Origin of the sequence: Brucella intermedia LMG 3301, from assembly GCF_000182645.1 — a bacterium.
GTDB classification, from domain to species: domain Bacteria; phylum Pseudomonadota; class Alphaproteobacteria; order Rhizobiales; family Rhizobiaceae; genus Brucella; species Brucella intermedia.
Window position 1 is genome coordinate 297,623 of the sequence record NZ_ACQA01000002.1, and the last position, 23,818, is coordinate 321,440.

Sequence of the window (23,818 nt, forward strand, 5' to 3'; positions counted from 1 at the left end):
AGCCATGGCTGGATCAAACTCGCCCGGTATTCTCAGTTCTCTTCGCGCGGCCCTCGATGCGCGTGAAGCCGAACTTGTCGAAATTCCGCTGATTCAGCCGGCTGATCCATTTCTGGATATGGCGGGCGAGGATTTGCGCCGCCGTATTTTTCTGACCGAAAACGAAAACGGCGACAGTCTGTGCCTGCGACCGGAATTTACCATTCCTGTTTGCCGCAATCACATCGAGCTTAACGCAGCCACGCCGAAGCGTTACGCCTATCTCGGCGAAGTGTTCCGTCAGCGTCGTGACGGGGCAGCCGAATTTCTTCAAGCCGGTATAGAGGATCTGGGGGCTACCGACGAAGCGACGTCCGATGCCCGCTCCATCGCTGATGCGCTGGCCTGCGTTCGCGCGGCCGCTCCCGAAGCTGCGCTTGAGATTGTTCTGGGAGACCAGTCGGTCTTTGCCGGCATGCTGAAAGCGCTGGGCCTGCCGCAAGGATGGCGCAAGAAACTGTTGCGTTCCTTCGGCGATGCGGGTTCGATGGAGCAGGTGCTCGCTGAACTGACGGGCGCACAGCGACGCGATCCATTACCGGAAACGCTTGCGGTTCTTGTGGCGGAAGGCGACGAATCCGGGCTTGCGCGCATGCTGGAAGCAGAAATGCTCGAAGCTGGAATTTCGCCCGGTGCCGGTCGTTCCCCTGCCGAGATCGCGCGGCGGTTGATCGAAAAGGAAGACCTGGCGGCTACGCGCTTTCCGGCATCGGCGCTCGATCTTCTGAAGCACTTCCTCGAAATGCGCGTCTCGCTCGATTCCGCAGCCATCACCCTGCGAGCATTCGCTTCGGAACACGCTCTTGATCTGGCTGCGGTGCTGCAGAAATTCGAAGCACGCAGCGATGCGATTGCGAATGCAGGCATTGCCACCAGAGACATTATCTATGATGCGTCCTTCGGGCGCCCGCTCGATTACTATACCGGTCTCGTTTACGAAATCCGGGCTGCTGGCGTCGAGAAAGATGGCATTCTTGCGGGTGGTGGGCGATATGACCGACTTTTGACCATGCTTGGCGCTTCGGAAAACATTCCCGGCGTCGGCTTTTCCATCTGGCTCGACCGGTTGCAGATGCTGGCGGGAGAGAAAAAATGAGTGTGACGCTGGCATTGCCGTCCAAGGGGCGGTTGAAGGAGCAGACGCTCGCTGTGCTTGAAAGAGCTGGCTACAAGGTGATCCTGCCTGATGACTCACGCAATTATCGCGCCCGTGTCGAGGGCGAGCCTGATCTGGATATTCTGTTCCTTTCCGCTTCCGAAATTGCCCGTGAACTGGGATATGGCAGCGTGGATCTTGGCGTAACTGGCGAAGACCTCATTCGCGAGACGCTGGCGCACTCGGAAGAGCGTGTGGCTATCGAAGCCGAACTGGGTTTCGGTCACGCTGATGTTGTCGTGGCCGTACCGGAAGTCTGGCGTGATGTGACCAGCATGGCCGATCTGGACGATGTGGCAGCAGATTTCCGCCAGCGCCACGGTCGCCGCCTTCGCATCGCCACCAAATACTGGCGGCTGACGCAGCAGTTCTTTTCGCAGAAACACGGCATTCAGGTTTACCGCATTGTAGAAAGCCTTGGCGCGACCGAAGGCGCTCCGGCTGCGGGCTCCGCCGATATGATCGTCGATATTACGTCGACTGGCTCCACGTTGCGGGCCAACAGGCTGAAGATTCTGGAAGACGGCATTATCCTGCGCTCGCAAGCATGCCTCGTATCGGCACGCCGAAGCCGGGAGAACGCACGCGTCATGGACGTTGCGACGCGCATCCGTAAAGGGTTGAGCAGTTAGAGCATTTCCTGTTTTCATGAATCGTTGGAATGCTCTCTCTGTTTATTTTATCGCGCATCTCATCCGAAAACCGGTTCCCACTTTTCGGGATGCGCTCTAGTTCTTCGCAACACGATTTTGAAATAAGAAAAACCGCACCATTTTCATGGTGCGGTCTTTTCATTTTATTGCGATGAGAATGTCGATCAGCCGCGCTTGGCGTCGATCGAGAGGGCTCCAGCGCCGTGCAGGGCAAGAATGAACAGGCCGCCAGCAATTGCGAGGTTCTTCTGCGCCATCATGGCGTTCATGCCCTGCGAGAAGTCCATATGGGCAACGAGCGTCGCACCGATGGTGAAGAGGCCGACAACAGCCGCAGCAATGCGGGTCTGAAAGCCAACGAGAATTGCGAGGCCGCCTACAAATTCAACCAGACCGACGACAACAGCCGTAACGGTGGGGAGCGGAAGGCCGAGGCCAGCGAAGTAACCTGCGGTGCCGGCAATGGCGGTCAGTTTGCCGTAGCCGGCAATGATGAAAAGAACTGAAAGAAAGATGCGGGCAATGAGCGTAACAACGCCGTTGGACTGCGGGGTGATAGAGGACATGCGGGGCTATCTCCTGTTGAACTGGGCCATCAATTAACGACTGCGGACTGTCAAGGAAAGCCGTCTAATCCTCGACAGTTTGTTTACAGTATGAATACCAATTCACTCCGGCGCAATCATTCTCTCTGCGCGCACCAGTCGCTCATAATCCTCTTCCGACACGAGACCGCTCGCCAGCGCTTCTTCCCGCAAGGTCGTTCCATTCTTGTGTGCGGTCTTGGCGATCTTGGCCGCATTGTCATAACCGATAGCTGGAGCAAGCGCAGTGACGAGCATCAGCGAACGATCCAATAGTTCCTTGATGCGGCTCAGATTTGGCTCGATTCCATCCACACAATGATCGGCGAACGACACCATCACGTCGCTTAGGATGCGGATCGACTGCAGGACATTATATGCGATCACCGGCTTGAACACATTGAGTTCAAAGTGCCCCTGGCTGGCAGCAACCGTAATTGTCGCCTGGTTGCCGAACACCTGTGTTGCCACCATCGTCAAAGCTTCGGCCTGGGTCGGGTTAACCTTGCCCGGCATGATGGAGGATCCCGGTTCATTCTCCGGCAGTGACAGTTCACCGAGGCCAGAGCGCGGCCCGGAGCCAAGGAAACGAATATCATTCGCGATCTTGAAGAGATCCGCCGCCAAGGCGTTCAAGCTGCCGTGGAAGTCAAGAATCGCACCGTGGCTGGCAAGGGCTTCGAATTTGTTCGGCGCCGTCTTGAAGGGAAGGCCAGTTATTTCACTCACGGCTTCAGCAAAGCCTGTGTCGAAGCCGATTGGTGCATTCAGCCCCGTCCCGACTGCTGTCCCGCCCTGGGCGAGCAGAAAGACGTCTGCAAGCGATTGTTCTATACGGTGGCGCGCATATTCCAATGCAGCACGATAACCGGAAAATTCCTGTCCGAGTGTGACCGGGGTTGCATCTTGCGTATGCGTTCGGCCGATCTTGATAATATCCTTGAACGCTTCTTCCTTGATCTTGAGCGCGTTGGTCAGATGTTCCAGCGCCGGATAGAGCCGATGGACCGCTTCAACTGCTGTGGCGATATGGATCGCTGTCGGGAAGCTGTCATTGGACGATTGGCTCATATTAACGTGGTCGTTGGGATGGACCGGCTTTTTCGACCCCATTTCACCACCGAGGAGCTCGATAGCCCGGTTTGAAATGACCTCATTGGCATTCATGTTTGATTGAGTGCCCGAACCGGTCTGCCAGACGACCAATGGGAAATGATCGTCAAGTTTACCTTCGATCACCTCCGAGGCGGCCACCGCGATCACCTGACCAAGAACCGGATCGAGCTTTCCCAGTGCAATATTGGTTTCCGCTGCCGCCCGCTTGACGACACCCAGCGCATGAACCAATGGCAGCGGCATGCGCTCTCCACCGATTTTGAAATTTTGCAGCGAACGCTGGGTCTGAGCTCCCCAGTAGCGGTCGGCAGGAACATCAATCGGTCCGAAAGTATCTGTTTCGGTACGAGTAGCGGTCATTTCTGGTCTCCGGCTGACGTGGACTCGGAACCGAGCCGTGCACAACGAATATAACACCGCCATTTGGTGGCGGCTCATGTTTCTTCGTGAAACTTTAAAGCGCAATCATTTGATAAAATATGACGAAAAAAGTCAATTTTTATTGACCGTCGGCACTGTCAAGTATCGCTGTCTTCGTCGTCATCCATTTCGGATATCCAGGCGGTCGGTTCAATCTTACGCTGGGTTTTGCTGTCGGTGAACGTCCACCACCCGGTATCCGCCTCATCCCATTGACCGCCCCCGGCCTGCAGTTGGGCAAGTGTTCGATACTGTGCGATCGACTCGTTGCGCTGGTCGTCGTCGTCGGTCCAGACGACTGTTATCTTTCGGCCATCTTTCGGCGCCGTGGCGATGGGAAGTTCCTTGCGCATATGATTATCACTCCGTTGTAATCGGAAATAATCATAGGGCACACGATGCCCGCGGCAAGCCGGAATTCCGTGTTCCGGCTTGCCTTGTTCCTTATCAGCCGCGAGCGACCTTTAGTGCCTTGCCCCACCAGATCAACTGGTCCAGCATATTCTTGGCCGCTTCCGCCAGATGAGGGAAATCATCCAGCTTGTTCTCGCCTTTCACGACCGCAAGATAGTCGGGGAAGAGGATGTGGACGCCCGTTTTGACGGACATGGAGGACATTTCGACGGCGATCATCCGCAGTTGCTCGACAGCGCGAGCGCCGCCCACGCCTCCGTAGCCAACGAAGCCCATGGGCTTCTGTATCCAGTCGCCGTAGTCGATGGCATTCTTCAGAACGGCGGTCGGCGCGTGATTATACTCAGCGGCCGTAAGAATGTAGGCGTCGAACTCCCGCAGTTTCGTTTTCCATTTGTCGGCTGTTTCTGCCTGAGCGGTCGTGGTGGACGTGTCGCCATAGAAACCCATCGGATAATCCGCGACATCGAGAACTTCCACGTCCAGTTCCGGCCGCTCGGCAACGAGCCTGGCAATCCACTGGGCTGGAACGGGCGCAAAACGTTGTTCACGTGTGCTGCCGATGATAACGGCGACTTTGAGCTTGGACATTGATGACACCTTTATTGCAGTGGTAACCATTGGAGACCGACGCTATATAAGTGACCAAATTCCCACGCAAGGAGGCACTTTTATGAAACCCGGTGACTTCAAGGAAACCAATGCATGCAGGACCGTAACGGAGATTTTGTCGCGTGTTGGCGATAAATGGACTGTGCTCGTGGTGAGTTATCTCGGCAATCGCCCGATGCGTTTCAATGAATTGCGCCGAACCGTCGAGGGCATTTCCCAGAAGATGCTGACAACCACCCTGCGCAATCTGGAACGGGACGGTTTCGTCAATCGTACCATCTTTCCGACAATTCCGCCCAAGGTCGAGTATGAACTGACGGAAATGGGGCGTGACCTGTTGAGGCCTGTGCGTGCGCTGGGTGAATGGGCAATAGCCAATGAAGCAAAAGTGGTGATGGCGCGCGCCCGATATGACGCCCTCACATCGGTGAAGACGCAGAGCGACGCTGCAGAATAGAGGCTGGACTTGTGAAGGAGAGCAAGTGGAAAGACAGGCCGAAGCCTGTCTTTCCTGTTGCCTGAGACAGGACTTCCATAGTGCGGGGGCAAACAGGAAGTCCGTCTCTATGTCATCTCGGATTGATCATGATTGGTGGTAGAGTGTCAATCAGAAGTTTCTGAAATAACCGCTTCGCGGCGGCAAAGCGCAAGCAAAGTAAATTTTTCATAAATCACAAATAGTTACGTCACGTAAAAAGAAAGGCGGCCAAGGGCCGCCTTTCTCACATTCCATCGAAACGAGGACGTGGATTTCTTAGAAATCCATGCCGCCCATACCGCCCATTCCGCCAGGCATGCCAGCCGGAGCTGCATCCTTCTTCGGCAGTTCGGCGATCATGGCTTCGGTCGTGATCAGGAGACCGGCAACCGATGCTGCATTCTGCAGGGCGGTGCGGACAACCTTGACCGGATCGACAACGCCAGCCTTGATCAGGTCGCCAAATTCACCGGAGGCAGTGTTGTAGCCATAGGTTTCAGAGGCATTTTCAAGGATCTTGCCAACGATGACCGAAGCTTCTTCACCGGCATTGGTCGTGATCTGGCGAGCCGGAGCCTGCAGAGCGCGACGAACGATGTTGATGCCGGCTTCCTGGTCGGCATTGATGCCCTTGGCAGAAATCTTGGCCGAAGCGCGGAGGAGTGCGGTACCACCGCCAGCAACGATGCCTTCTTCAACCGCAGCGCGGGTTGCGTTCAGCGCGTCGTCAACGCGGTCCTTCTTTTCCTTCACTTCAACTTCGGTTGCACCGCCGACGCGGATGACGGCAACGCCACCAGCGAGCTTGGCAAGACGTTCCTGAAGCTTTTCACGGTCGTAGTCCGAAGAGGTTTCTTCGATCTGCTGCTTGATCTGGCCAACGCGAGCGTCGATTTCAGCCTTCTGGCCTGCACCGTCGACGATCGTGGTGTTTTCCTTCGAAATCGAGACCTTCTTGGCGCGGCCGAGCATGTCGAGCGTGACGGTTTCGAGCTTGATGCCGAGGTCTTCGGAGATAACCTGACCACCCGTGAGGATCGCGATGTCTTCGAGCATTGCCTTGCGGCGGTCGCCGAAGCCAGGAGCCTTGACAGCAGCAATCTTCAGGCCGCCGCGCAGCTTGTTGACGACGAGCGTTGCAAGAGCTTCGCCTTCGACGTCTTCAGCGATGATGACGAGCGGCTTCGAGGTCTGAACGACAGCTTCCAGAACCGGCAGAAGAGCCTGGAGGTTCGAGAGCTTCTTTTCGTGCAGAAGGATGTATGCGTCTTCGAGGTCAGCAACCATCTTTTCAGGGTTGGTGACGAAGTAAGGCGACAGGTAGCCGCGGTCGAACTGCATGCCTTCGACGACTTCGAGTTCGGTTTCAGCGGTCTTGGCTTCTTCAACCGTGATCACGCCTTCATTGCCGACCTTCTGCATCGCTTCGGCGATCATCTTGCCGATTTCGGCTTCGCCGTTAGCGGAGATCGTGCCAACCTGGGCAACTTCTTCCGAGGTGTTGATCTTCTTGGCCTTGCCGAGAAGTTCAGCAACGACTTCCGAAACTGCGAGATCGATGCCGCGCTTCAGGTCCATCGGGTTCATGCCGGCAGCAACAGCCTTTGCGCCTTCCTGAACGATAGCCTGGCCCAGAACGGTAGCGGTCGTCGTGCCGTCGCCAGCGGTGTCGTTGGTCTTGGAAGCCACTTCGCGCAGCATCTGTGCGCCCATGTTTTCGAACTTGTCTTCCAGTTCGATTTCCTTGGCGACCGATACACCGTCCTTGGTGATGCGCGGAGCGCCGAAGGACTTGTCGATAACAACGTTACGACCCTTCGGGCCGAGCGTTACCTTAACAGCGTCAGCGAGGATATCGACGCCGCGCAGCATCTTTTCGCGCGCAGTGCGGCCGAATTTTACGTCTTTAGCAGCCATTTTACTCTCCTGGGAATTGTCCCGGTCAGATTATGGTGAATTGGTTTCAGGTAAGGGCGAAACCGCCCGAGGCTTGATTAGCCAACGATACCCAAAATATCGGATTCCTTCATGATCAGCAGGTCTTCGCCGCCGATCTTGACTTCGGTGCCCGACCACTTGCCGAACAGAACCTTGTCGCCAGCCTTGACTTCCAGAGCAATCAGCTTGCCTGCTTCGTCACGAGCGCCAGCGCCAACAGCGACGATTTCGCCTTCCTGCGGCTTTTCCTTGGCGGTGTCAGGGATGATGATGCCGCCAGCGGTCTTGGCTTCCGATTCAACGCGACGAACGACGACGCGGTCATGAAGCGGGCGGAACTTGATATCAGCCATGGTATAACCCTTGGTGTTATAGACGTTGAACCCTGATAACGGATCGAACCGATCCGCGCTTGTTAGCACTCACCGTGTGAGAGTGCTAACGTGGTTCTGAGATAGAAGGCGCGTCTGATCTTGTCAAGATTGCCTGAGGAATTTGACAGGCGAATGATGGTTAATTTGCACCATCCTTAACGCAGAACCGCCATGGGCAGTCGTAGCCGATACCCGCATATGGTGATGCTTTTGCTGTTATCAATCGACGAGACGCAAGTTTGACAGTTCATCGCCAATCTGCCGAAAGGTCTCGCTCAGTTCGCCGCCGGTCGAATTCCAGAAGAGTTTAGCCGGTTTGCCGCCTTCCATGCGCACGCGTGAGTTTGAAGAGCACGATCTCAACAAGTCTATTTGTGCTTTCTCCGTGCTGTTTGCTTCGTTGAGATCGAGCGCGACCGTCATGACAATGATATTGGCGGCTTTGGCGTTGTCGCAGAGTTTGGCAAAGCGGGCATTCAAAGCCTTGGTGTATGTCGTGTTGTTTTGGGAAACTGAAACGCCGCTTTCCTGAAAGAGGCGGCTCTGGCTATATTTTTTGGTTATGCGGGCGGTATAGCCATGTGTCGAGTAATAGGACAGGTTTCCGGCACGGTCGGGCCCTGAGCCAGCCAGGCCGTCATATTTGTAATAAGTATTGGCACCATCGGTGAGTACGATCACCACCTTGTCATTGCCTCGTTCCGTTGAGGCCCGGGCTTCTGTGAACGGGGCGCCCTGGACGATGGTTCGCCAGCCCCAGGCCATGGCTTCGGGGACATTCGTACCGCCGTTCGGCACCATTGCCTTGATTGCCGTCTGGACCGTTTTCATCCCTTGTTCGGTTGTAACGTCAGTCAAAGGCGTGAGGGGTAATGTTGTGCAGCTATAGTTAGGGCCACCGCCTTCCGATCTTCCCTTCCGATAGATCTTGTCGAGGGAATCGCGCAGATAGTATTTTTTCAAGTCGCTTTGTCGGGGTGAGTAGGCAAGAGACATATCATCTTGCCACCAGCTGTTCAAAACTGTGGAAATTACATTTCCCCTGCTATCCACGTTGTAATATTCAGCCGGACCGAACATTGGCACAAACAACGTATCTGGATTATTGTCAGAAGGTGGCGTTACATCCAGCGCAAAAGGTCCGGGACGAGATTCGACGCACCCCTGCCAGGCGAGCCACGGCTCGCTTGATCTCCGTGTGAGGTCAGCATAAAGCTCCGCCCGTGAAAAAGGTTTGTTGTTACGGTCTCCCCAGCCGGTTCCCACTTTGTAATATCGTCCGCTGCCCGCGGGCTTTTCTTCTATCTTGCGGCTAGCGTCGATCGTGACGGGCAGGGTGAAATTTTCAAGATTGACGGAAGATTTGCCTTCCGGGTCCATCCAGGCCGCATTGAGATATTGTGGGCCGACATTCACAGAACCGGCGAAAGGAACCAGTGAAAATTGCACTGGTTTTTCGACATAGGTTATGAGCGCGGATTGTGAGGCCATCGTCTCCACAAGTTGCGAGGCGGCATCCTTTAGAAGATCGATGCGTTTTTTTGACGATCCGCTTCTTGTTTCATCCATTGATTTGGAGTTGTCGAGGACGAGAGCGACTTCGATGGTGTTCTTGAGCCGGACAGACGCTGTGAGCGTATATTGGTGTTTATCCCAATTGTCGCCTGTAAGGCGGGAGGCGACGACGCCAAATAGGGATTTGTAGGTGAATGCGGCAGTGGCCTGTACTTGCTGGTCCGTCGTCTTGTCCTGGGGAAAGGCAATCTGGAAATTGATTGCGTCTGCGCTCAGCGCGGTGACGTTGGCGTAAAAAATTCGGGCACCGTAGTCCTGTACGACCGTATGGCTTTCGCCCGTGGAGAACCTCTTGCCTACAGCCAAAGCGGCGGCATCCAGCGAAGCCTGCACGTTGTTGCGCACGCGCATGAGGTTTGCGGTGTCAACCGCAACCATGCCGGCCAGAAGCAGGGGGACGAGCACCAAAGCCGCGATCATGGCGAAATTCCCGCGCTCGTCTTTCCCGAAGCGCAGGATGGTCAATTGAGGCAAACAGCGAAAAACGCGCGCCTGAAGCCTGCCGGCTTTCGTGATCCAGTTCTTCATTTTGGCCCCCGCCGACGGTTGTGTTCGCAATTGATGAAATGGAAAGTTGTGCTTGCTCCTACCAGCATCTTTCTAACAGTCGGTCACGAAGCAGGGTAAATGAACGATGAAGAATCCCCTGGGATAATTGGACGCGCTTTAGCTGTCGGATTCGGGCCTAAAGGCCGTGACAGATGTGGTTGGCTACGCTAGATGGAGCGCTGGCAATCCATCAAACGGCCCTAGCGGTTCTCGCCTTACAGACGAATTATCAAGAGGAAACCATGAAGCAGCTTGAACGCCTCGACGATCTGACCGACCAGTACGATGTGCTCTTCTGCGATGTATGGGGTGTGGTACACAACGGCGTGGCCGCTTATCCGCCTGCAATCGAGGCACTGAAACGCGCACGCGCCAAGGGTGTTACGGTCATTCTTGTAACCAATTCTCCAAGGCCGCATCCCGATGTTGAAAAGCAGATGCTTGGCCTTGGTGTGCCCTCGGATACATATGATCGCGTAGTCACGTCCGGTGATGTAACCCGCGATCTGATTGCAGAAGGTCCGCGCAAGGTGTTTCACATCGGCTGCGAGCGCGAACTGACCATCTATGACGGTCTCGATGTCGAACTGGTCGAAGAATTTGAAGCTTCGGGCGTCGTCTGTACCGGGCTTTACGATGACGAAAGCGAAACGCCGGACGACTACAAGGAATTGCTCGTCCGGTTGCGCTCGCGCAATCTTCCGTTCATCTGTGCCAATCCGGATATCATGGTTGAACGTGGTTCGCGGCTGATCTGGTGCGCTGGCGCTCTCGCGCGCGAATATGGTCAGCTTGGCGGGCGAACCCTCATAGCCGGAAAACCACATCGCCCCATTTATGAGGCCGCTTTGCGGTTTGCCGAAGAAATTCGCGGCACGAAAGTCGAGAAAAGCCAAATTCTTGGGATTGGTGACGGGGTTCTCACCGATGTTAAGGGGGCTGCGGATTTCGGGTTGGATGTGCTTTACATCTCCGGTGGAGTTCATGCAGCAGACTATACGACCGACGGCACCGTTGACATTGCCCGAATGGAGGCGTTTCTCCAGAAGCATGGCAACCGCCCGGTTGCTGCGCTGAATGCTCTTGTTTGAATGAGAGCAACCTCCTACGACCAGTCAAAGACCAGATCAAAATGACCAAATCCAGCTTTCAGCGCCTTTCTGGAACGGATTCCCTGCCGGGACACCTGCACAATTGTGTGGTGGCAATCGGCAATTTCGACGGAGTTCACCGCGGTCATCAGGCCGTTCTCGAACGCGCGCTGGAGATTGCCGAAAAACGTGGCTTGCCGGCCGTTGTTTTGACTTTCGAGCCGCACCCACGCAGCTTTTTCAAGCCGGATGCGCCGATCGATCGTTTGACAGCAGCACCCAGAAAGGCCGAAATCCTACGTCTCATGGGGTTTGATGCTGTCGTTGAGCAGCCCTTCACCGTTGAGTTTTCCTCCCGGTCGGCGGAAGATTTCGTCGAGCACATTCTCGTCGAACGATTGCACGCAAGCTGTGTGGTCACGGGGTATGATTTTCACTTCGGTAAGGGACGGCGTGGAACACCGGAATTCCTTCAGAAGGCGGGAGAAACTGCCGGGTTTACGGTTACGCTTGTCGATGCCTTTACGGATGAAGGCGATAATCTTGTCTCGTCGACCCGCATAAGAAATCTGCTTTGCGAAGGCGATGTCGCTCAGGCGGCGGGACTTCTCGGTTATCGCTATATGGTCTGCGGTGAAGTCATCCACGGCAAGAAGCTCGGGCGAACGCTAGGGTTTCCTACTGCCAATATGCAAATCGATGCCCAGGCGGGCTTGAAGCATGGAATTTATGCCGTCAGGTTCCGGCGTGCGAACGGCGACCTTCACGACGGTGTTGCAAGTTTCGGTCGGCGTCCCACTGTCGACAGCGATGGTTCTCCGCTACTTGAAACGTTTCTCTTCGATTTTTCAGACGATCTATATGGCGAGACCGCTTGTGTATCGTTCTTCGGGTTCCTGCGGGGCGAGATAAAGTTCGATGGCCTTGATCCGCTTATCGATCAGATGAAGCGGGACGATGCCGAGGCACGAGCTCTTCTTGCGGGGGCGAAGCCGCTGTCTGAACTGGATCGCTTGCTTTCTTTCGCGTGAAGCGAATTTGTGGTTGCTTTTTCCACTTAAAATTTAAATCAAATTTTACTTATTCTCGACCAAAAGAGAAAAATGCCTCAAAACTAACTGGGGCGCTTTTTGTTGGAGTTTAATGTGGCACGTATTGTTCCTCGGGCACTTGTTGCAGGTGCCGCATTCCTGATGAGCAGCCCGTTTGCGTTTTCAGCAGACGTGCAGCAGCCCGATATTTATGCTGCGGAAACCGCGCAGCCAGCCCGCAAGCATTTTTGGTCCGGTGACTGGTATCTCAAGGTCGGTGCGGCTGGTCTCGTTGCTCCAAAGTTCGAGGGTTCCAACAAATATCGCTTTTCCGCACAGCCGTTGATCTCGCTGGGTCGACAGGGAGAAGCGACGCGTTTCTCGTCACGAAATGACAACGTATCCTTCGCCTTGATCGACAATGATCGTTTCCGCGTGGGGCTTGCAGGCAAGCTTCTCTTCGAACGCGATGACGATATCCATGGCCTGAAAGACACAAAGTTTGGCGGTGAGGCGGGCGCGTTTGTTGACGTTTATCCAACCGATTGGCTGCGCGTGCGCGGCGAAGTGCGTCAAGGTATTCGTGCGCATAAGGGCGTCGTAGGCGATATCGCTGCCGATGCGTTCTATGACGTTACGCCGACCGTTCGTGTGTCGGGCGGTCCACGTGCGACCTTCGCGTCCAAGGATTATTTCAAGACTTATTACGGCGTGGATGCCGAGGAAGCGGCAGCGTCGGGACTTTCAGAATATAATCCGGGTAGCGGCTTCAAGTCCGCTGGTGTCGGCGGTGCCATCACGTGGAAGGCAACCGACAAGATCGATACCAGCCTGTTTGGCGAATATAGCCGTCTGCAAGGGCCCGCGAAGGACTCGAGCATCGTCAAGGAACGCGGCTCGCGAGATCAGTTCATGGTCGGTGTCTCGGCAACTTATCGTTTCGATTTCTCGCTGGACTGATTTGAGCCGCATCAATGTAAACATTTTCCGGGGCAGGGATGCAGTTTTATTGCGTCTTTGCCCCTTCACCTCTTTATTCCTGTGAAGCTCATTGTTAAAAGCGTGCCCATGATGACGGATTTTCGGCTTATCATGACGGCCATACGAATTATTGGCCCGGCCTCCCGCTTTGCCTGAACGGCTGTTTTGCCAGGCAATATACGGCGCGGAGGTCCGGGAGCGACCGGCTGTGCTCTACAGTCCCCTGTTTTCTTTGATCCACATGCCCGCCATCTTTGGCCAGGGCTTCACAGGCGAATACCCTCATGACTGAGACGACCAAAATCGATTATTCCAAAACCCTTTATCTTCCGCAGACCGAATTTCCCATGCGCGCCGGGCTTCCGCAGCGCGAGCCGCTTTTCGTCGAGCGATGGGAGAACATGAACCTCTATAAGAAGTTGCGTGAGCAGGCGAAGGACCGTCCGCTTTATGTGCTTCACGATGGCCCGCCTTACGCCAACGGTAATATCCATATCGGCCATGCGCTGAACAAGATCCTCAAGGATGTCATCACGCGCTCCTTCCAGATGCGCGGATACAATTCGAACTACGTTCCGGGCTGGGATTGCCACGGCCTGCCTATCGAATGGAAGATCGAGGAGAAATATCGCGCCGAAGGCAAGAACAAGGATGAAGTGCCGATCAACGAATTCCGCAGGGAATGTCGGGATTTTGCTGCCGGCTGGATCAAGGTTCAGACGGAAGAATTCAAACGCCTTGCAATTCTCGGCGACTTTGAAAATCCATACACGACGATGAATTTCCACGCTGAATCGCGGATCGCCGGGGAACTCCTGAAGTTCGCTGCATCCGGTCAGCTTTATCGCGGCTCCAAACCGGTGATGTGGTCGGTTGTGGAACGCACCGCGCTGGCGGAAGCCGAAGTCGAATATCACGACGTCGAGTCCGACATGATCTGGGTCAAGTTCCCTGTCGCTGGCCAGAACGATCTTGCCGGTAGCGCAGTAGTGATCTGGACGACCACGCCGTGGACCATTCCCGGCAACCGCGCTGTGTCCTACTCCTCGCGTATCGAATATGGACTTTATGAAGTCACGGAAGCCGAGAACGACTTTGGGCCGCGCCCGGGGGAGAAGCTCATCTTCGCTGACAAGCTCGCCGAAGAAAGCTTCGCGAAGGCAAAGCTTCAGTTCAAGCGCCTGCGCGGTATTGCGGCTGACGAATTGGGCAAAGTCGTACTCGATCACCCGCTCAAGGGGTTTGGCGGCGGTTATGAATTCGTTGTACCGATGCTCGACGGTGATCATGTGACCGACGATGCCGGTACGGGCTTTGTGCATACCGCGCCAAGCCACGGTCGCGAAGACTTTGAAGCCTGGATGAACAATGCCCGCGAACTGGAAGCGCGGGGCATCGATCCAAGCATCCCGTTCCCCGTTGACGATGCCGGCTTCTATACCAAGGACGCGCCCGGATTCGGCCCGGACCGCGAAGGTGGACCTGCGCGTGTTATCGATGACAACGGCAAGAAGGGCGATGCCAACAAGTCCGTCATGGATCAGTTGATCGCCCGCGACAAGCTCTTCGCGCGCGGTCGCCTGAAGCATTCCTATCCGCATTCGTGGCGTTCCAAAAAGCAGGTCATCTTCCGCAATACGCCGCAGTGGTTCGTCTATATGGACAAGAACCTTGGTGACGGCACAACCTTGCGCTCACGCGCGCTGAAAGCCATTGACGACACTCGTTTTGTGCCAGCGTCTGGTCAGACGCGTCTGCGCTCGATGATCGAAGGCCGGCCGGACTGGGTACTTTCGCGCCAGCGGGCGTGGGGCGTGCCGATCTGCGTTTTCGTGGATGAGGAAGGCAACATCCTTCAGGATGATGCCGTCAACAAGCGCATCCTTGAAGCGTTCGAGGCAGAAGGCGCCGATGCGTGGTTTGCCGAAGGTGCGCGCGAGCGGTTCCTCGGCAGCCGCGCCAATGAAGGCTGGACGCAGGTACGCGATATCCTGGACGTCTGGTTCGATTCTGGTTCGACGCATACTTTCACGCTGGAAGATCGTCCGGACATGAAATGGCCGGCTGACGTCTATCTGGAAGGCTCGGACCAGCATCGTGGCTGGTTCCATTCTTCGCTTCTGGAAAGCTGCGGCACGCGCGGCCGGGCGCCATATAACGCCGTCGTGACTCATGGTTTCACCATGGACGAGCACGGCAAGAAGATGTCGAAGTCGCTCGGCAATACGGTCACGCCGCAGGACGTCATCAAGGAATCCGGGGCGGATATTCTGCGTCTGTGGGTTATGACGACCGATTACTGGGAAGATCAGCGCCTCGGCAAGAGCATCATCCAGACCAATATCGACGCCTATCGCAAGCTGCGCAACACGATCCGCTGGATGTTGGGCACGCTTGCTCATGATGAAGGCGAAAACGTCGCTCATGCGGAACTGCCGGAACTCGAACGCCTGATGCTGCACCGTCTGACGGAACTGGATGAGATCGTCCGCTCCGGCTATGACGCATTCGATTTCAAGCGCATTGCCCGCACGCTGATCGATTTCATGAATGTCGAGCTTTCGGCGTTCTATTTTGATATCCGCAAGGACGCCCTTTATTGCGATGCGCCGTCGAGTGTTCGCCGCAAGGCGGCGCTGCAGACCGTGCGTGAAATCTTTGATCGCCTGACGACCTGGCTCGCTCCAATGCTGCCTTTCACCATGGAGGAAGCCTGGCTTGACCGATATCCGCTTTCGGTTTCGATTCATGCCGAGCAGTTCCGCCCGACGCCAGCCCAATGGCGGGATGATGTGCTGGCCGAAAAGTGGCGCAAGGTTCGTGCTGTTCGCCGCGTAGTAACCGGCGCACTGGAACTGGAACGCGCCGACAAGCGCATCGGTTCGTCGCTGGAAGCTTCTCCGGTCGTCTATGTTTCCGACAAGAGCCTGACCGATTCGCTCGAAGGTCTAGATTTTGCGGAAATCTGCATCACCAGCGGCATTTCGTTCAGTGACGCCGATGCGCCCGAAGGAGCATTCACGCTTGGCGATGTGAAAGGCGTGGCTGTCGTGCCCGCACGTGCAGAGGGCGAAAAGTGTGCCCGCTCATGGCGGTATACGACGGATGTTGGCTCAGATCCCGAGTTTCCGGAAGTGTCGGCGCGTGATGCTGTTGCACTTCGCGAACTCAAGTCTTTGGGCAAGCTCGAAGTTTGATCGAATTCTGACGATCTTGCTCTCGGCAGTTCATATGCCGGGAGCTTCGGGAGGGGAAATGGGGTTGCAATCTCCGCTTCGGACATGGTGAAATAGCGGTTAACATCGGATTGCCGCATGAGTTGCACTCATGTACAAGGCATTCCTCGGATAATTTCAAGATCTGCCTTGGAGTTGCCGGTTTCTTCATTCAAGGCTCGCCTGAGCAAATCTTGGTGAAGATAAAATCGGCAAGCGTAAAAGAAGTGGCGCTAATGAAGATTGAAGGACGAGTTCTGGTGCTTATGACAGCGATAGCGGGAGTTTCGCTATCCGGCTGCGTTTCTTCGCCAACCTACGGAACCGACAAAACGGCGGGAGCACAGCTCCTGGACGATGTGTCGAATTTAGCAAGTTTCGGACAGGGTAAGAACAAGAAAGAGCGGATTGACTACAAGCCGCGTCCCGATCTTGTCCGTCCGGCACCGGGCGAAAAAGGCCAGTTGCCTGCTCCGCAGCAGAGTGTTGCCAGCGCTAACGATCCAAATTGGCCGGAATCGCCCGAGCAGCGCCGCAAGCGCCTGCGCGACGAGATTACCGCGAACCGTGACGATCCGAATTTCGTGTCGCCGGTCGTTCAGGATGTGCCCGTCGCGTCCAATATTCAGGCAGCGTTGCCGCGCGGTAACAGCCGCCGCGAAGACTATGAATCCCGCACGCCAACGTTCGATCCGGCAAAGGTCGCAGCCTATAAGGCAATGCGTCAGCAGCAGGTTCAGGGATCTTCCTCGACGCGCCGTTATTTGAGCGAGCCGCCACTTACCTATCGTCAGCCTGCCTCCACCGCTGCAGTTGGCGAGTTGGGAACAGACGAGGCGCAGAAAGAGCGTGAACGCAAGAAGGCCTCTGGTAAGTCCAAGGGCTGGCGCGATTACCTGCCTTGGAACTAATGTCGCCTGAATTTATTATTCTTAACAATAGGTCGCAGTGAAGGAAATTTACTGCGACCTATTTTTTATTATACCATATACTTGATTGGGCGAGGTTGAGCGCATAAATCCCATAATTGAAGCAAAAGATTAAATATTTTTAATGTTTTGGAATCTGACGAATATTTGATTTCAATCAAAGATTTCTTTGGTGCAGTTCGTCATCATGCCAACTCGGGATGGAAGGTATGATCTGATGAACAATACAAACACTATATGGGATAGGCCCTCGGGATATGGCCTTATCAGTCGAGCCCTGCATTGGTTGATGGCTCTCCTGTTTATTTGGCAGTTTGCGTCTGCATTGCTGCGGGTCGCGGCTAAAGACACAGCAATCTATAGCATCTTCTGGTCGGCGCACTATCAGCTTGGCTTTGCCCTTCTCGTGCTGGTGTTATTGCGCGGGGCGTGGGGGCTGCTGAACCTGAGCCGCCGCCCGCACAAGTCAGGCCATGTGGGCAAATTGGCAGCGCTTGGGCATATCGTTATTTACGGGCTTATGTTTGTAGTCCCCGCACTGGCCTTGCTGCGTACATATGGCAGCGGGCGCGGGTTTTCCTTCCTCGGTATCCAGATTTTCGAACAAACGGGCGTGCAGAACGCCGCGTTGACTGCACCGGGGAGCGCATTGCACGGTTTGCTGGGTTGGGTTTTGCTCGCCGTAATCGTCGGGCATGTTGTGATGGCCTTTATCCATCATTTTGCACTGCGTGACGATACGTTGCGCTATATGACCGGAAGAAAGGCTCTGAACTGAAGCTATCGTCTGTCGCGGAAGAATTCCCGCAGGATTTTCTGCGAATCTCCTTCGGAGAAACCGGCATAAATCTCCGGCACATGATGGCAGGTGGGCTGCGTGTAAAAGCGCGGCCCATGTTCGACGCCGCCTCCTTTGGGATCAGTTGCGCCATAATAGAGGCGACGGATGCGGGCGAATGAAATGGCGGCTGCGCACATCGCACACGGCTCCAGCGTTACATAAAGGTCGCAACCAACCAGACGTTCCGATTGCAGGGTCTCTCCGGCCTCGCGGATGGCCAGCACTTCGGCGTGAGCGGTCACGTCATTGAGTTCGCGTGTCCGATTGCCCGCCCGCGCGATGATCGTGCCTTGATGGACGATGACTGCACCGATGGGGACTTCTCCACGTGCGCCTGCAGCTCGCGCTTCTTCGAGCGCGATCTCCATGGGAGTGGTATCATTCTGGTTCAGGACCTCGACCCCCTTGCTCATGCCTGCTCCATTTCGTGCGTTCTTTGGGAAATTTCGCTCGCAAGCCATGGAGCGATTTGTTACTGCATAATTCTCGAAATCGAAACCGATTTGCGAACGGATTTATACGGCGTTCCTGTTTCCGGCTGTCTCTTACCTGTGCTTAAGGGTGTAAGATGACACGGCAGCGCTGCTGAAAGGCCAATACCAGATGACTACAGATGACGACAACAAGGACGGCAAGCGTCCCCATGGCCGTGGAGGGCGCTGTGATCGCCCGGGCCGGCCAGATCGTGACAAAGACCGCGACAGCCGTCCGCGCCGCGACGACGGTGCCCGTGACAAGCCGCGTAAATTCGGACCTCGCAATGCCGAAGCGCAGGAGGATGCGAGCGAGCGTATAGCCAAGCGTATGGCGCGCGCTGGCATAGCCTCCCGCCGCGAAGCGGAGACGATGATTGCAGCCGGCCGTATTGCTGTGAATGGCAAGGTGCTCGAAAGCCCGGCAGTCAATGTCAAGCGCACGGACATTATCACGGTTGACGGCAAACCTTTGAAGCAGACAGAGCGCACTCGCCTTTGGCTGTATCACAAGCCGGCTGGCCTTGTGACGACCAATCGTGACCCTGAAGGGCGTCCAACCGTGTTCGAGGCGCTGCCTGCCGAAATGCCGCGCGTACTTTCGGTTGGTCGTCTCGATATCAATACCGAAGGTCTCCTGCTGCTCACCAATGATGGTGGGTTGTCGCGTGTTCTCGAATTGCCATCCACGGGCTGGCTGCGCCGCTATCGCGTGCGCGCGCACGGCAAGGTGACGCAACAGCAGTTGGATGAGCTGAAGAACGGGATCGCGGTTGATGGCGTATTCTACGGCAGCGTAGAGGCCGAACTTGAGCGCGTGCAGGGCGCGAATGTCTGGATCTCCATCGGGTTGCGCGAAGGCAAGAACCGTGAAGTGAAGAACATTCTGGGTGCCCTTGGGCTGACGGTCGGACGACTTATCCGTGTTTCATTCGGTCCGTTCCAGCTTGGCGATCTTGAAGAAGGTGCTGTCCGCGAAATCAAGGGACGCACCCTGCGAGACCAGTTGGGTGACAAGCTGATTGAGGAATCGGGAGCAGATTTTGATGCGCCTGTCCTGAACGAATTTTCCAATGCCGCGGTTCAGGGACGCACTCGCCGCGAGATGGAGGAAGGTCAGCCGGAGCAGGACGGCGAGACCCGTCGGGCACCGCGGGAGCGTGAGTGGATTTCCAGCCGCCCCGAACGCCGTCGCGGACGCGAAGACAAGACGGAAAAGGTCGAGCCTCGCCGTCGCGGGAATGCCAATGTCTGGATGGCTCCGGGCGCTCGCCCCAAGGGAGAAAAGGCTGCCGCAAAGCCGCCCCGCGTCGAACATCAGGTTCCGCACCGTTCCGCAAAGTTCAGTGGCGATCTGCAGATGCGCCCACGCCGGGCTGGCGAAGAGGAGCAGGGTCGCGAAGAAGGCGGTGAGCGTCGTTACAACAAGCGCCCGGAAGGTCGTTTCGACAAGGATTCCCGTCCACAGCGGCCGCGCCCGGAAGGAAATCGTTCGGAAGAGGGGCGTCCAGAGCGTCGCGAGCCGCGTGAGGATGGACGCAAGGAACGCCGCCCCGGAAAACGCGAGCGTGCAGAATTGCGCGATGCAGAAGGCCGCGTAGGTGAACGCGGCAAGGGCGGTTTCGAAGGCCGCAAGTCTGGTAAGCCGGGCGCGCCGCGGGGGGAAGGACGTTTTAGCGCTTCCGACCGTGATACGCGCTCAGGCCCACGTAGTAGCGGGCCGGGAGGCAAGTCAGGCGGCGGGCCGGGCGGAAAACCGGGCGGCGGCAAGCCGGGTGGTGGCAGAACTGGAGGCGGCGGTGCGGATCGTCGGCGGTAAGCTGCGCGGGCGTGCACTTGTAACGCCTTCAACCAACGCCATTCGCCCCACCACCGACCGTACGCGCGAGAGCCTCTTCAACATTCTTGCGCATAATTTCCCCGACAAGGTGGAGGGCGCACGCGTCCTCGACCTGTTTGCAGGGACTGGCGCGCTTGGCCTGGAGGCTTTGTCGCGTGGTGCGCGCTATGCGACCTTTGTGGAAGAATCTGCTGAGGGCCGTGGTTTGCTGCGCCAGAATATCGAGGCCTTCGGTCTGCAGGGACATACCAAGATATTGCGGCGCGACGCCTGCCAGTTGGGTATCGTTGGCACGATGGAGCCCTTCAATCTCGTTTTTGCCGATCCGCCTTATGGACGGCGCATGGGAGAAAAGGCGTTTTTGTCAGCACTTCAAGGCGGTTGGCTTAATCCTGACGCACTTTTGGTGCTTGAAGAAGATGGCGAGGCGGCACTTGAGCTTGATGAACGATTCGTCATCCTGGAAGAGCGCAACTACGGGGGCACGATCATTCGGCTGATCCGGCTGAAAGTCGCCGCTTGAATTCGCGGACAAATATGGTCCGCATCAAATTGATATGCTGTCCGGAAGAACCGGGCAGTAATGAAACCGATTGGAGATGTCGCTTGGTGAAGAACCCCTCACTCCGGCGCTTGCTATTGTCCACCGCGTTGGGTTTCGTACTGGCTTTGCCTTTGGCAGGCGGTGCCGTGCGGGCAGAAAGCCAACCCGCTGCCGCCACTGCTGAAGCACAGCCCGCGCCGGCAGCACCGGCAGCCGCTGAGCAGACAGCACTTCCCGAAATTTCCCAGTCGGACGGGGTCAGCCATTTCACTTTGCCGAATGGCTTGGAAGTAATCGTCATTCCCGATCATCGCGCGCCCGTGGTTACACAGATGATCTGGTACCATGTCGGATCGGCGGACGAAGCGCCCGGTGTTTCAGGCATTGCGCATTTCCTCGAACATCTGATGTTCAAGGGAACGAAAAATCACCCCGCCGGTGAGTTTTCAGCAAAAGTTGCCTCCATTGGCGGGCAGGAAAACGCATTCACTTCTTACGATTATACGGCCTATTTCCAGCGCGTATCTCCTGAAGCTCTGGAAATGGTGATGCAGTTCGAGTCGGACCGGATGGAGAATCTGGTACTCAACGAAGAAGCCGTGAAAACGGAACGGGATGTTATTCTGGAAGAGCGTCGCATGCGGGTCGATTCCAATCCCGCTTCCATGCTGATGGAAAATACCGATGCTGTTCTTTTCTATAACCATCCTTATCGCAAGCCCGTCATCGGCTGGCAGCAGGAGATGGAAAAGCTGAGCCTGAAGAACGCTATCGACTTTTATCAGCAATATTACACACCGAACAACGCGACGCTCGTGATCGCCGGAGACGTTTCGCCGGAACGCGTGCGCGAACTGACCCTGAAAACCTGGGCAAACGTTCCGAAACGCGCTGAAGTCCTACCGCGCGAACGTCCACAGGAGCCCAAGAAACATGCCGCCCGAATAGTGACGCTGCATGATGAGCGCGTGAGCACGCCTTCATTTCGTGTATCCTGGCTGGTGCCGTCTTATGCGAATGAAAAGCGGTTTCCGAATGCAAAGCCGGGGGATGCGCCCGCGCTTGATCTCCTGAGCGAAATTCTCGGCGGTTCGTTGCGTTCACGCCTTTATCAGGAACTGATAGTGAGGCAGGGCATCGCCGCCAATACAGGTGCGAGCTATGGCGGTGACGCGCTCGATGACGGCACGTTCTCCGTTTATGGCGCACCACGCAATGGGGCCACGCTGGGTGACGTGGAAAAGGCCGTCGAAGCCGAAGTCGCACGGATCATCAAGGAAGGTGTGAGCCAGACCGAGCTTGATCAGGCTCGTAACCGTTTCCTCAAAGCGGTTATTTTTGCACGCGATAGCCAGACAGGCATGGCGCGAATTTATGGTTCGTCACTGTCCGTTGGACAAACGGTCGACGATATCCAGAAGTGGCCAGAAGTCATCAAGCGCGTTACCGTCGACCAGGTTAAAGATGTTGCGACACGTTACCTTGTCGAGGACCAATCGGTAACAAGCTACCTGCTTCCACCGAATGCAGAGCCGCAAAGTGCTCGGGAAAACCCGGATGCATCACCTGAAGGCGTCGGGGCCAATGGTTCGGGAGGAGCGATCCAGTGAAGAACATTCTTATGCTGAAATTCCAACGTGTTCTCGCATTTCGCTATGCCCGCTCTATGGTTGGCATGTTCGTGGCATCAATGACAGTCTTGATCGTGTGCGCATTGCCCGCGCGCGCGATTGAAATTCAGGAGGTCGTCTCGCCAAAGGGCATTAGAGCCTGGCTGGTAGAGGATGACTCGGTTCCGCTCATTTCAATGCGGTTTTCGTTCAAGGGCGGCACGTCGCAGGACCCTTCCGGCAAGGAAGGTTTAGCCAATCTGATGACGGGGCTTTTCGATGAAGGCGCAGGCGATCTGAAATCGGATGCCTTTCAGGAACGGATGGATAATCTTGGCGCGGAAATGAGCTTTTCCGCAACGCAGGATTCGGTTTCTGGCGGCATTCGGATGCTTGCCGAAAATCGCGATGCGGTAACCAGCCTACTCGCTCTCGCCGTCAACAAGCCTCGTTTCGATCAGGACGCCGTTGATCGCATTCGTCAGCAGGTCGTTGCCAGTATCGAAGCTTCGCAACGCGATCCTTCAACGATAGCATCGCGCAAGTTTTCCGAAGTTCTCTACGGCAATCATCCTTATGCGCGGCCCAATGACGGCACGGTGAAGTCGTTGCAGTTGATCACGGGTGACGATCTGGTGAACTTTCATCGCAGGAATTTTGCGCGTGACCACCTGACGATAGGCGTCGTGGGAGCCATCAATGCGCAGGATCTGGGTGCGTTGCTGGACAAGGTGTTCGGCGAACTGCCAGCGATGGCTGAACTGGTTCCCGTTCCTGATGCCAAACTGGCGCTCGGTACAACGACCAGCCTCAATTTCGATATGCCACAGACCTCGATCAGCTTTGTATATCCTGCGATTCCGCGCAAGGATCCGGAGTTTTTCGCGGCCTACCTCATGAATCACATTCTGGGTGGTGGCTTCACTTCGCGTCTCTATGCCGAGGTGCGTGAAAAGCGTGGTCTTGCCTATTCTGTCTCCTCGTCCATGGTTCTGCGCGACCATGTTTCGGCATTGATGATTTCGACGGCAACCCGTCCCGACAAGGCGCAGGAATCTCTGAAAATCATTCGCGAGCAAGTTGCCGCGATGGCCGCCGATGGACCGACCGAAGAAGAACTTGCTGCTGCGAAGAGCTTCCTCAAGGGGTCCTATGCCGTTAATAATCTGGACTCGTCCGCGGCAATTGCTGAAACTCTGGTAAGCTTGCAGGAAGCAGGGCTCCCGCGTGATTATATCGACCGGCGCTCAGAGTTGATTGAGGCAGTGACGCTGGATCAGGTCAAAGCCATCGCCAGGAAACTTCTTGAAGCAGAACCAGCTATTCTGATCTTCGGTCCGGCCCAAAGCTAACAG

The 23,818-nt window shown here is 56.0% G+C and carries 21 protein-coding genes; 13 read left to right on the forward strand and 8 right to left on the reverse strand.

Annotated features, from left to right (window positions below; all coding sequences use genetic code 11):
• The first annotated feature begins 4 nt into the window (after positions 1-4).
• Together OINT_RS13880 and hisG are read left to right on the forward strand one after the other, a co-directional pair.
• Positions 5-1,135, forward strand: coding sequence for an ATP phosphoribosyltransferase regulatory subunit (locus OINT_RS13880; protein ID WP_006472498.1), 1,131 nt, complete (start codon positions 5-7; stop codon positions 1,133-1,135).
• On the forward strand, positions 1,132-1,827 hold the full coding sequence (gene hisG, locus OINT_RS13885; protein WP_006468488.1) for an ATP phosphoribosyltransferase: 696 nt from the start codon (positions 1,132-1,134) through the stop codon (positions 1,825-1,827). Before OINT_RS13880 ends, hisG begins: the two co-directional genes overlap by 4 nt.
• Before the next feature lie 185 nt (positions 1,828-2,012).
• Here hisG and OINT_RS13890 read toward each other — a convergent pair whose 3' ends face one another.
• The 4 genes from OINT_RS13890 to OINT_RS13905 all read right to left on the reverse strand — a co-directional run bounded on the left by OINT_RS13890 (position 2,013) and on the right by OINT_RS13905 (position 4,973).
• Positions 2,013-2,414: a DoxX family protein gene (locus tag OINT_RS13890; protein ID WP_006468489.1), complete on the reverse strand. Its 402-nt coding sequence runs from the start codon at positions 2,412-2,414 to the stop codon at positions 2,013-2,015.
• Positions 2,415-2,516: 102 nt separating this feature from the next.
• Positions 2,517-3,908, reverse strand: a complete 1,392-nt coding sequence (gene fumC, locus OINT_RS13895) for a class II fumarate hydratase (RefSeq protein ID WP_006472502.1) — start codon at positions 3,906-3,908, stop codon at positions 2,517-2,519.
• Positions 3,909-4,066: 158 nt separating this feature from the next.
• Positions 4,067-4,321 carry a hypothetical protein gene (locus OINT_RS13900; protein ID WP_006472503.1) on the reverse strand — a complete coding sequence of 85 codons (255 nt, stop codon included), beginning with the start codon at positions 4,319-4,321 and terminating at the stop codon, positions 4,067-4,069.
• 94 nt (positions 4,322-4,415) lie between these two features.
• The gene (locus tag OINT_RS13905; RefSeq protein ID WP_006472504.1) at positions 4,416-4,973 is read right to left on the reverse strand and encodes an NADPH-dependent FMN reductase; all 558 of its coding nucleotides are present in this window, start codon (positions 4,971-4,973) and stop codon (positions 4,416-4,418) included.
• An 82-nt stretch (positions 4,974-5,055) separates the two neighbouring features.
• Between OINT_RS13905 and OINT_RS13910 the strand changes: the two genes are divergently transcribed.
• A complete protein-coding gene (locus tag OINT_RS13910) occupies positions 5,056-5,451 on the forward strand; it encodes a winged helix-turn-helix transcriptional regulator (RefSeq protein ID WP_006472505.1) in 396 nt (131 codons plus the stop codon).
• A gap of 297 nt (positions 5,452-5,748) precedes the next feature.
• Here the strand turns inward: OINT_RS13910 and groL are convergent, their stop codons facing one another.
• The 3 genes from groL to OINT_RS13925 all read right to left on the reverse strand — a co-directional run bounded on the left by groL (position 5,749) and on the right by OINT_RS13925 (position 9,887).
• On the reverse strand, positions 5,749-7,389 hold the full coding sequence (gene groL, locus OINT_RS13915; protein ID WP_006468493.1) for a chaperonin GroEL: 1,641 nt from the start codon (positions 7,387-7,389) through the stop codon (positions 5,749-5,751).
• A 77-nt stretch (positions 7,390-7,466) separates the two neighbouring features.
• Entirely contained in the window at positions 7,467-7,763 is a 297-nt protein-coding gene (gene groES / locus OINT_RS13920; RefSeq protein WP_006472506.1) for a co-chaperone GroES, read from the reverse strand.
• A gap of 240 nt (positions 7,764-8,003) precedes the next feature.
• Positions 8,004-9,887 (reverse strand): VWA domain-containing protein, encoded by a 1,884-nt coding sequence (locus OINT_RS13925; protein ID WP_006472507.1) that lies wholly within the window; start codon positions 9,885-9,887, stop codon positions 8,004-8,006.
• A 263-nt stretch (positions 9,888-10,150) separates the two neighbouring features.
• Here OINT_RS13925 and OINT_RS13930 point away from each other — a divergent pair, with 263 nt between their 5' ends.
• From OINT_RS13930 to OINT_RS13955, 6 genes are all read left to right on the forward strand, one after another.
• Positions 10,151-10,999 (forward strand): TIGR01459 family HAD-type hydrolase, encoded by an 849-nt coding sequence (locus OINT_RS13930; RefSeq protein ID WP_006472508.1) that lies wholly within the window; start codon positions 10,151-10,153, stop codon positions 10,997-10,999.
• Between the two features lie 41 nt (positions 11,000-11,040).
• Positions 11,041-12,030 carry a bifunctional riboflavin kinase/FAD synthetase gene (locus OINT_RS13935; RefSeq protein ID WP_006472509.1) on the forward strand — a complete coding sequence of 330 codons (990 nt, stop codon included), beginning with the start codon at positions 11,041-11,043 and terminating at the stop codon, positions 12,028-12,030.
• A gap of 99 nt (positions 12,031-12,129) precedes the next feature.
• The gene (locus tag OINT_RS13940; RefSeq protein WP_006468498.1) at positions 12,130-12,990 is read left to right on the forward strand and encodes a MipA/OmpV family protein; all 861 of its coding nucleotides are present in this window, start codon (positions 12,130-12,132) and stop codon (positions 12,988-12,990) included.
• Positions 12,991-13,295: 305 nt separating this feature from the next.
• Positions 13,296-16,208 carry an isoleucine--tRNA ligase gene (gene ileS, locus OINT_RS13945; protein WP_006472511.1) on the forward strand — a complete coding sequence of 971 codons (2,913 nt, stop codon included), beginning with the start codon at positions 13,296-13,298 and terminating at the stop codon, positions 16,206-16,208.
• Between the two features lie 254 nt (positions 16,209-16,462).
• The gene (locus tag OINT_RS13950; RefSeq protein ID WP_006472512.1) at positions 16,463-17,137 is read left to right on the forward strand and encodes a hypothetical protein; all 675 of its coding nucleotides are present in this window, start codon (positions 16,463-16,465) and stop codon (positions 17,135-17,137) included.
• 235 nt (positions 17,138-17,372) lie between these two features.
• Positions 17,373-17,933 carry a cytochrome b gene (locus OINT_RS13955; RefSeq protein WP_006472513.1) on the forward strand — a complete coding sequence of 187 codons (561 nt, stop codon included), beginning with the start codon at positions 17,373-17,375 and terminating at the stop codon, positions 17,931-17,933.
• A gap of 2 nt (positions 17,934-17,935) precedes the next feature.
• On the opposite strand, the gene OINT_RS13960 is transcribed toward OINT_RS13955, so the two are convergent.
• A complete protein-coding gene (locus OINT_RS13960; protein WP_006472514.1) occupies positions 17,936-18,409 on the reverse strand; it encodes a nucleoside deaminase in 474 nt (157 codons plus the stop codon).
• A 190-nt stretch (positions 18,410-18,599) separates the two neighbouring features.
• Here OINT_RS13960 and OINT_RS13965 point away from each other — a divergent pair, with 190 nt between their 5' ends.
• From OINT_RS13965 to OINT_RS13980, 4 genes are all read left to right on the forward strand, one after another.
• The gene (locus tag OINT_RS13965) at positions 18,600-20,288 is read left to right on the forward strand and encodes a pseudouridine synthase (protein ID WP_006468503.1); all 1,689 of its coding nucleotides are present in this window, start codon (positions 18,600-18,602) and stop codon (positions 20,286-20,288) included.
• Positions 20,269-20,832: a 16S rRNA (guanine(966)-N(2))-methyltransferase RsmD gene (gene rsmD / locus OINT_RS13970; RefSeq protein ID WP_006472515.1), complete on the forward strand. Its 564-nt coding sequence runs from the start codon at positions 20,269-20,271 to the stop codon at positions 20,830-20,832. The genes OINT_RS13965 and rsmD overlap by 20 nt, the downstream gene beginning before the upstream one ends.
• A gap of 86 nt (positions 20,833-20,918) precedes the next feature.
• Positions 20,919-22,463: a M16 family metallopeptidase gene (locus OINT_RS13975; protein ID WP_025092078.1), complete on the forward strand. Its 1,545-nt coding sequence runs from the start codon at positions 20,919-20,921 to the stop codon at positions 22,461-22,463.
• A gap of 11 nt (positions 22,464-22,474) precedes the next feature.
• The gene (locus OINT_RS13980; protein WP_170873243.1) at positions 22,475-23,815 is read left to right on the forward strand and encodes a M16 family metallopeptidase; all 1,341 of its coding nucleotides are present in this window, start codon (positions 22,475-22,477) and stop codon (positions 23,813-23,815) included.
• Positions 23,816-23,818: the final 3 nt, after the last annotated feature.

Bases quoted from the DNA above. Each gene is read 5' to 3' on its own strand.
- OINT_RS13880 (WP_006472498.1), top strand. From the start codon at position 5: ATGGCTGGATCAAACTCGCCCGGTATTCTCAGTTCTCTTCGCGCGGCC.
- hisG (WP_006468488.1), top strand. From the start codon at position 1,132: ATGAGTGTGACGCTGGCATTGCCGTCCAAGGGGCGGTTGAAGGAGCAG.
- OINT_RS13890 (WP_006468489.1), bottom strand. From the start codon at position 2,414: ATGTCCTCTATCACCCCGCAGTCCAACGGCGTTGTTACGCTCATTGCC.
- fumC (WP_006472502.1), bottom strand. From the start codon at position 3,908: ATGACCGCTACTCGTACCGAAACAGATACTTTCGGACCGATTGATGTT.
- OINT_RS13900 (WP_006472503.1), bottom strand. From the start codon at position 4,321: ATGCGCAAGGAACTTCCCATCGCCACGGCGCCGAAAGATGGCCGAAAG.
- OINT_RS13905 (WP_006472504.1), bottom strand. From the start codon at position 4,973: ATGTCCAAGCTCAAAGTCGCCGTTATCATCGGCAGCACACGTGAACAA.
- OINT_RS13910 (WP_006472505.1), top strand. From the start codon at position 5,056: ATGAAACCCGGTGACTTCAAGGAAACCAATGCATGCAGGACCGTAACG.
- groL (WP_006468493.1), bottom strand. From the start codon at position 7,389: ATGGCTGCTAAAGACGTAAAATTCGGCCGCACTGCGCGCGAAAAGATG.
- groES (WP_006472506.1), bottom strand. From the start codon at position 7,763: ATGGCTGATATCAAGTTCCGCCCGCTTCATGACCGCGTCGTCGTTCGT.
- OINT_RS13925 (WP_006472507.1), bottom strand. From the start codon at position 9,887: ATGAAGAACTGGATCACGAAAGCCGGCAGGCTTCAGGCGCGCGTTTTT.
- OINT_RS13930 (WP_006472508.1), top strand. From the start codon at position 10,151: ATGAAGCAGCTTGAACGCCTCGACGATCTGACCGACCAGTACGATGTG.
- OINT_RS13935 (WP_006472509.1), top strand. From the start codon at position 11,041: ATGACCAAATCCAGCTTTCAGCGCCTTTCTGGAACGGATTCCCTGCCG.
- ileS (WP_006472511.1), top strand. From the start codon at position 13,296: ATGACTGAGACGACCAAAATCGATTATTCCAAAACCCTTTATCTTCCG.
- OINT_RS13950 (WP_006472512.1), top strand. From the start codon at position 16,463: ATGAAGATTGAAGGACGAGTTCTGGTGCTTATGACAGCGATAGCGGGA.
- OINT_RS13955 (WP_006472513.1), top strand. From the start codon at position 17,373: ATGAACAATACAAACACTATATGGGATAGGCCCTCGGGATATGGCCTT.
- OINT_RS13960 (WP_006472514.1), bottom strand. From the start codon at position 18,409: ATGAGCAAGGGGGTCGAGGTCCTGAACCAGAATGATACCACTCCCATG.
- OINT_RS13965 (WP_006468503.1), top strand. From the start codon at position 18,600: ATGACTACAGATGACGACAACAAGGACGGCAAGCGTCCCCATGGCCGT.
- OINT_RS13980 (WP_170873243.1), top strand. From the start codon at position 22,475: ATGCTGAAATTCCAACGTGTTCTCGCATTTCGCTATGCCCGCTCTATG.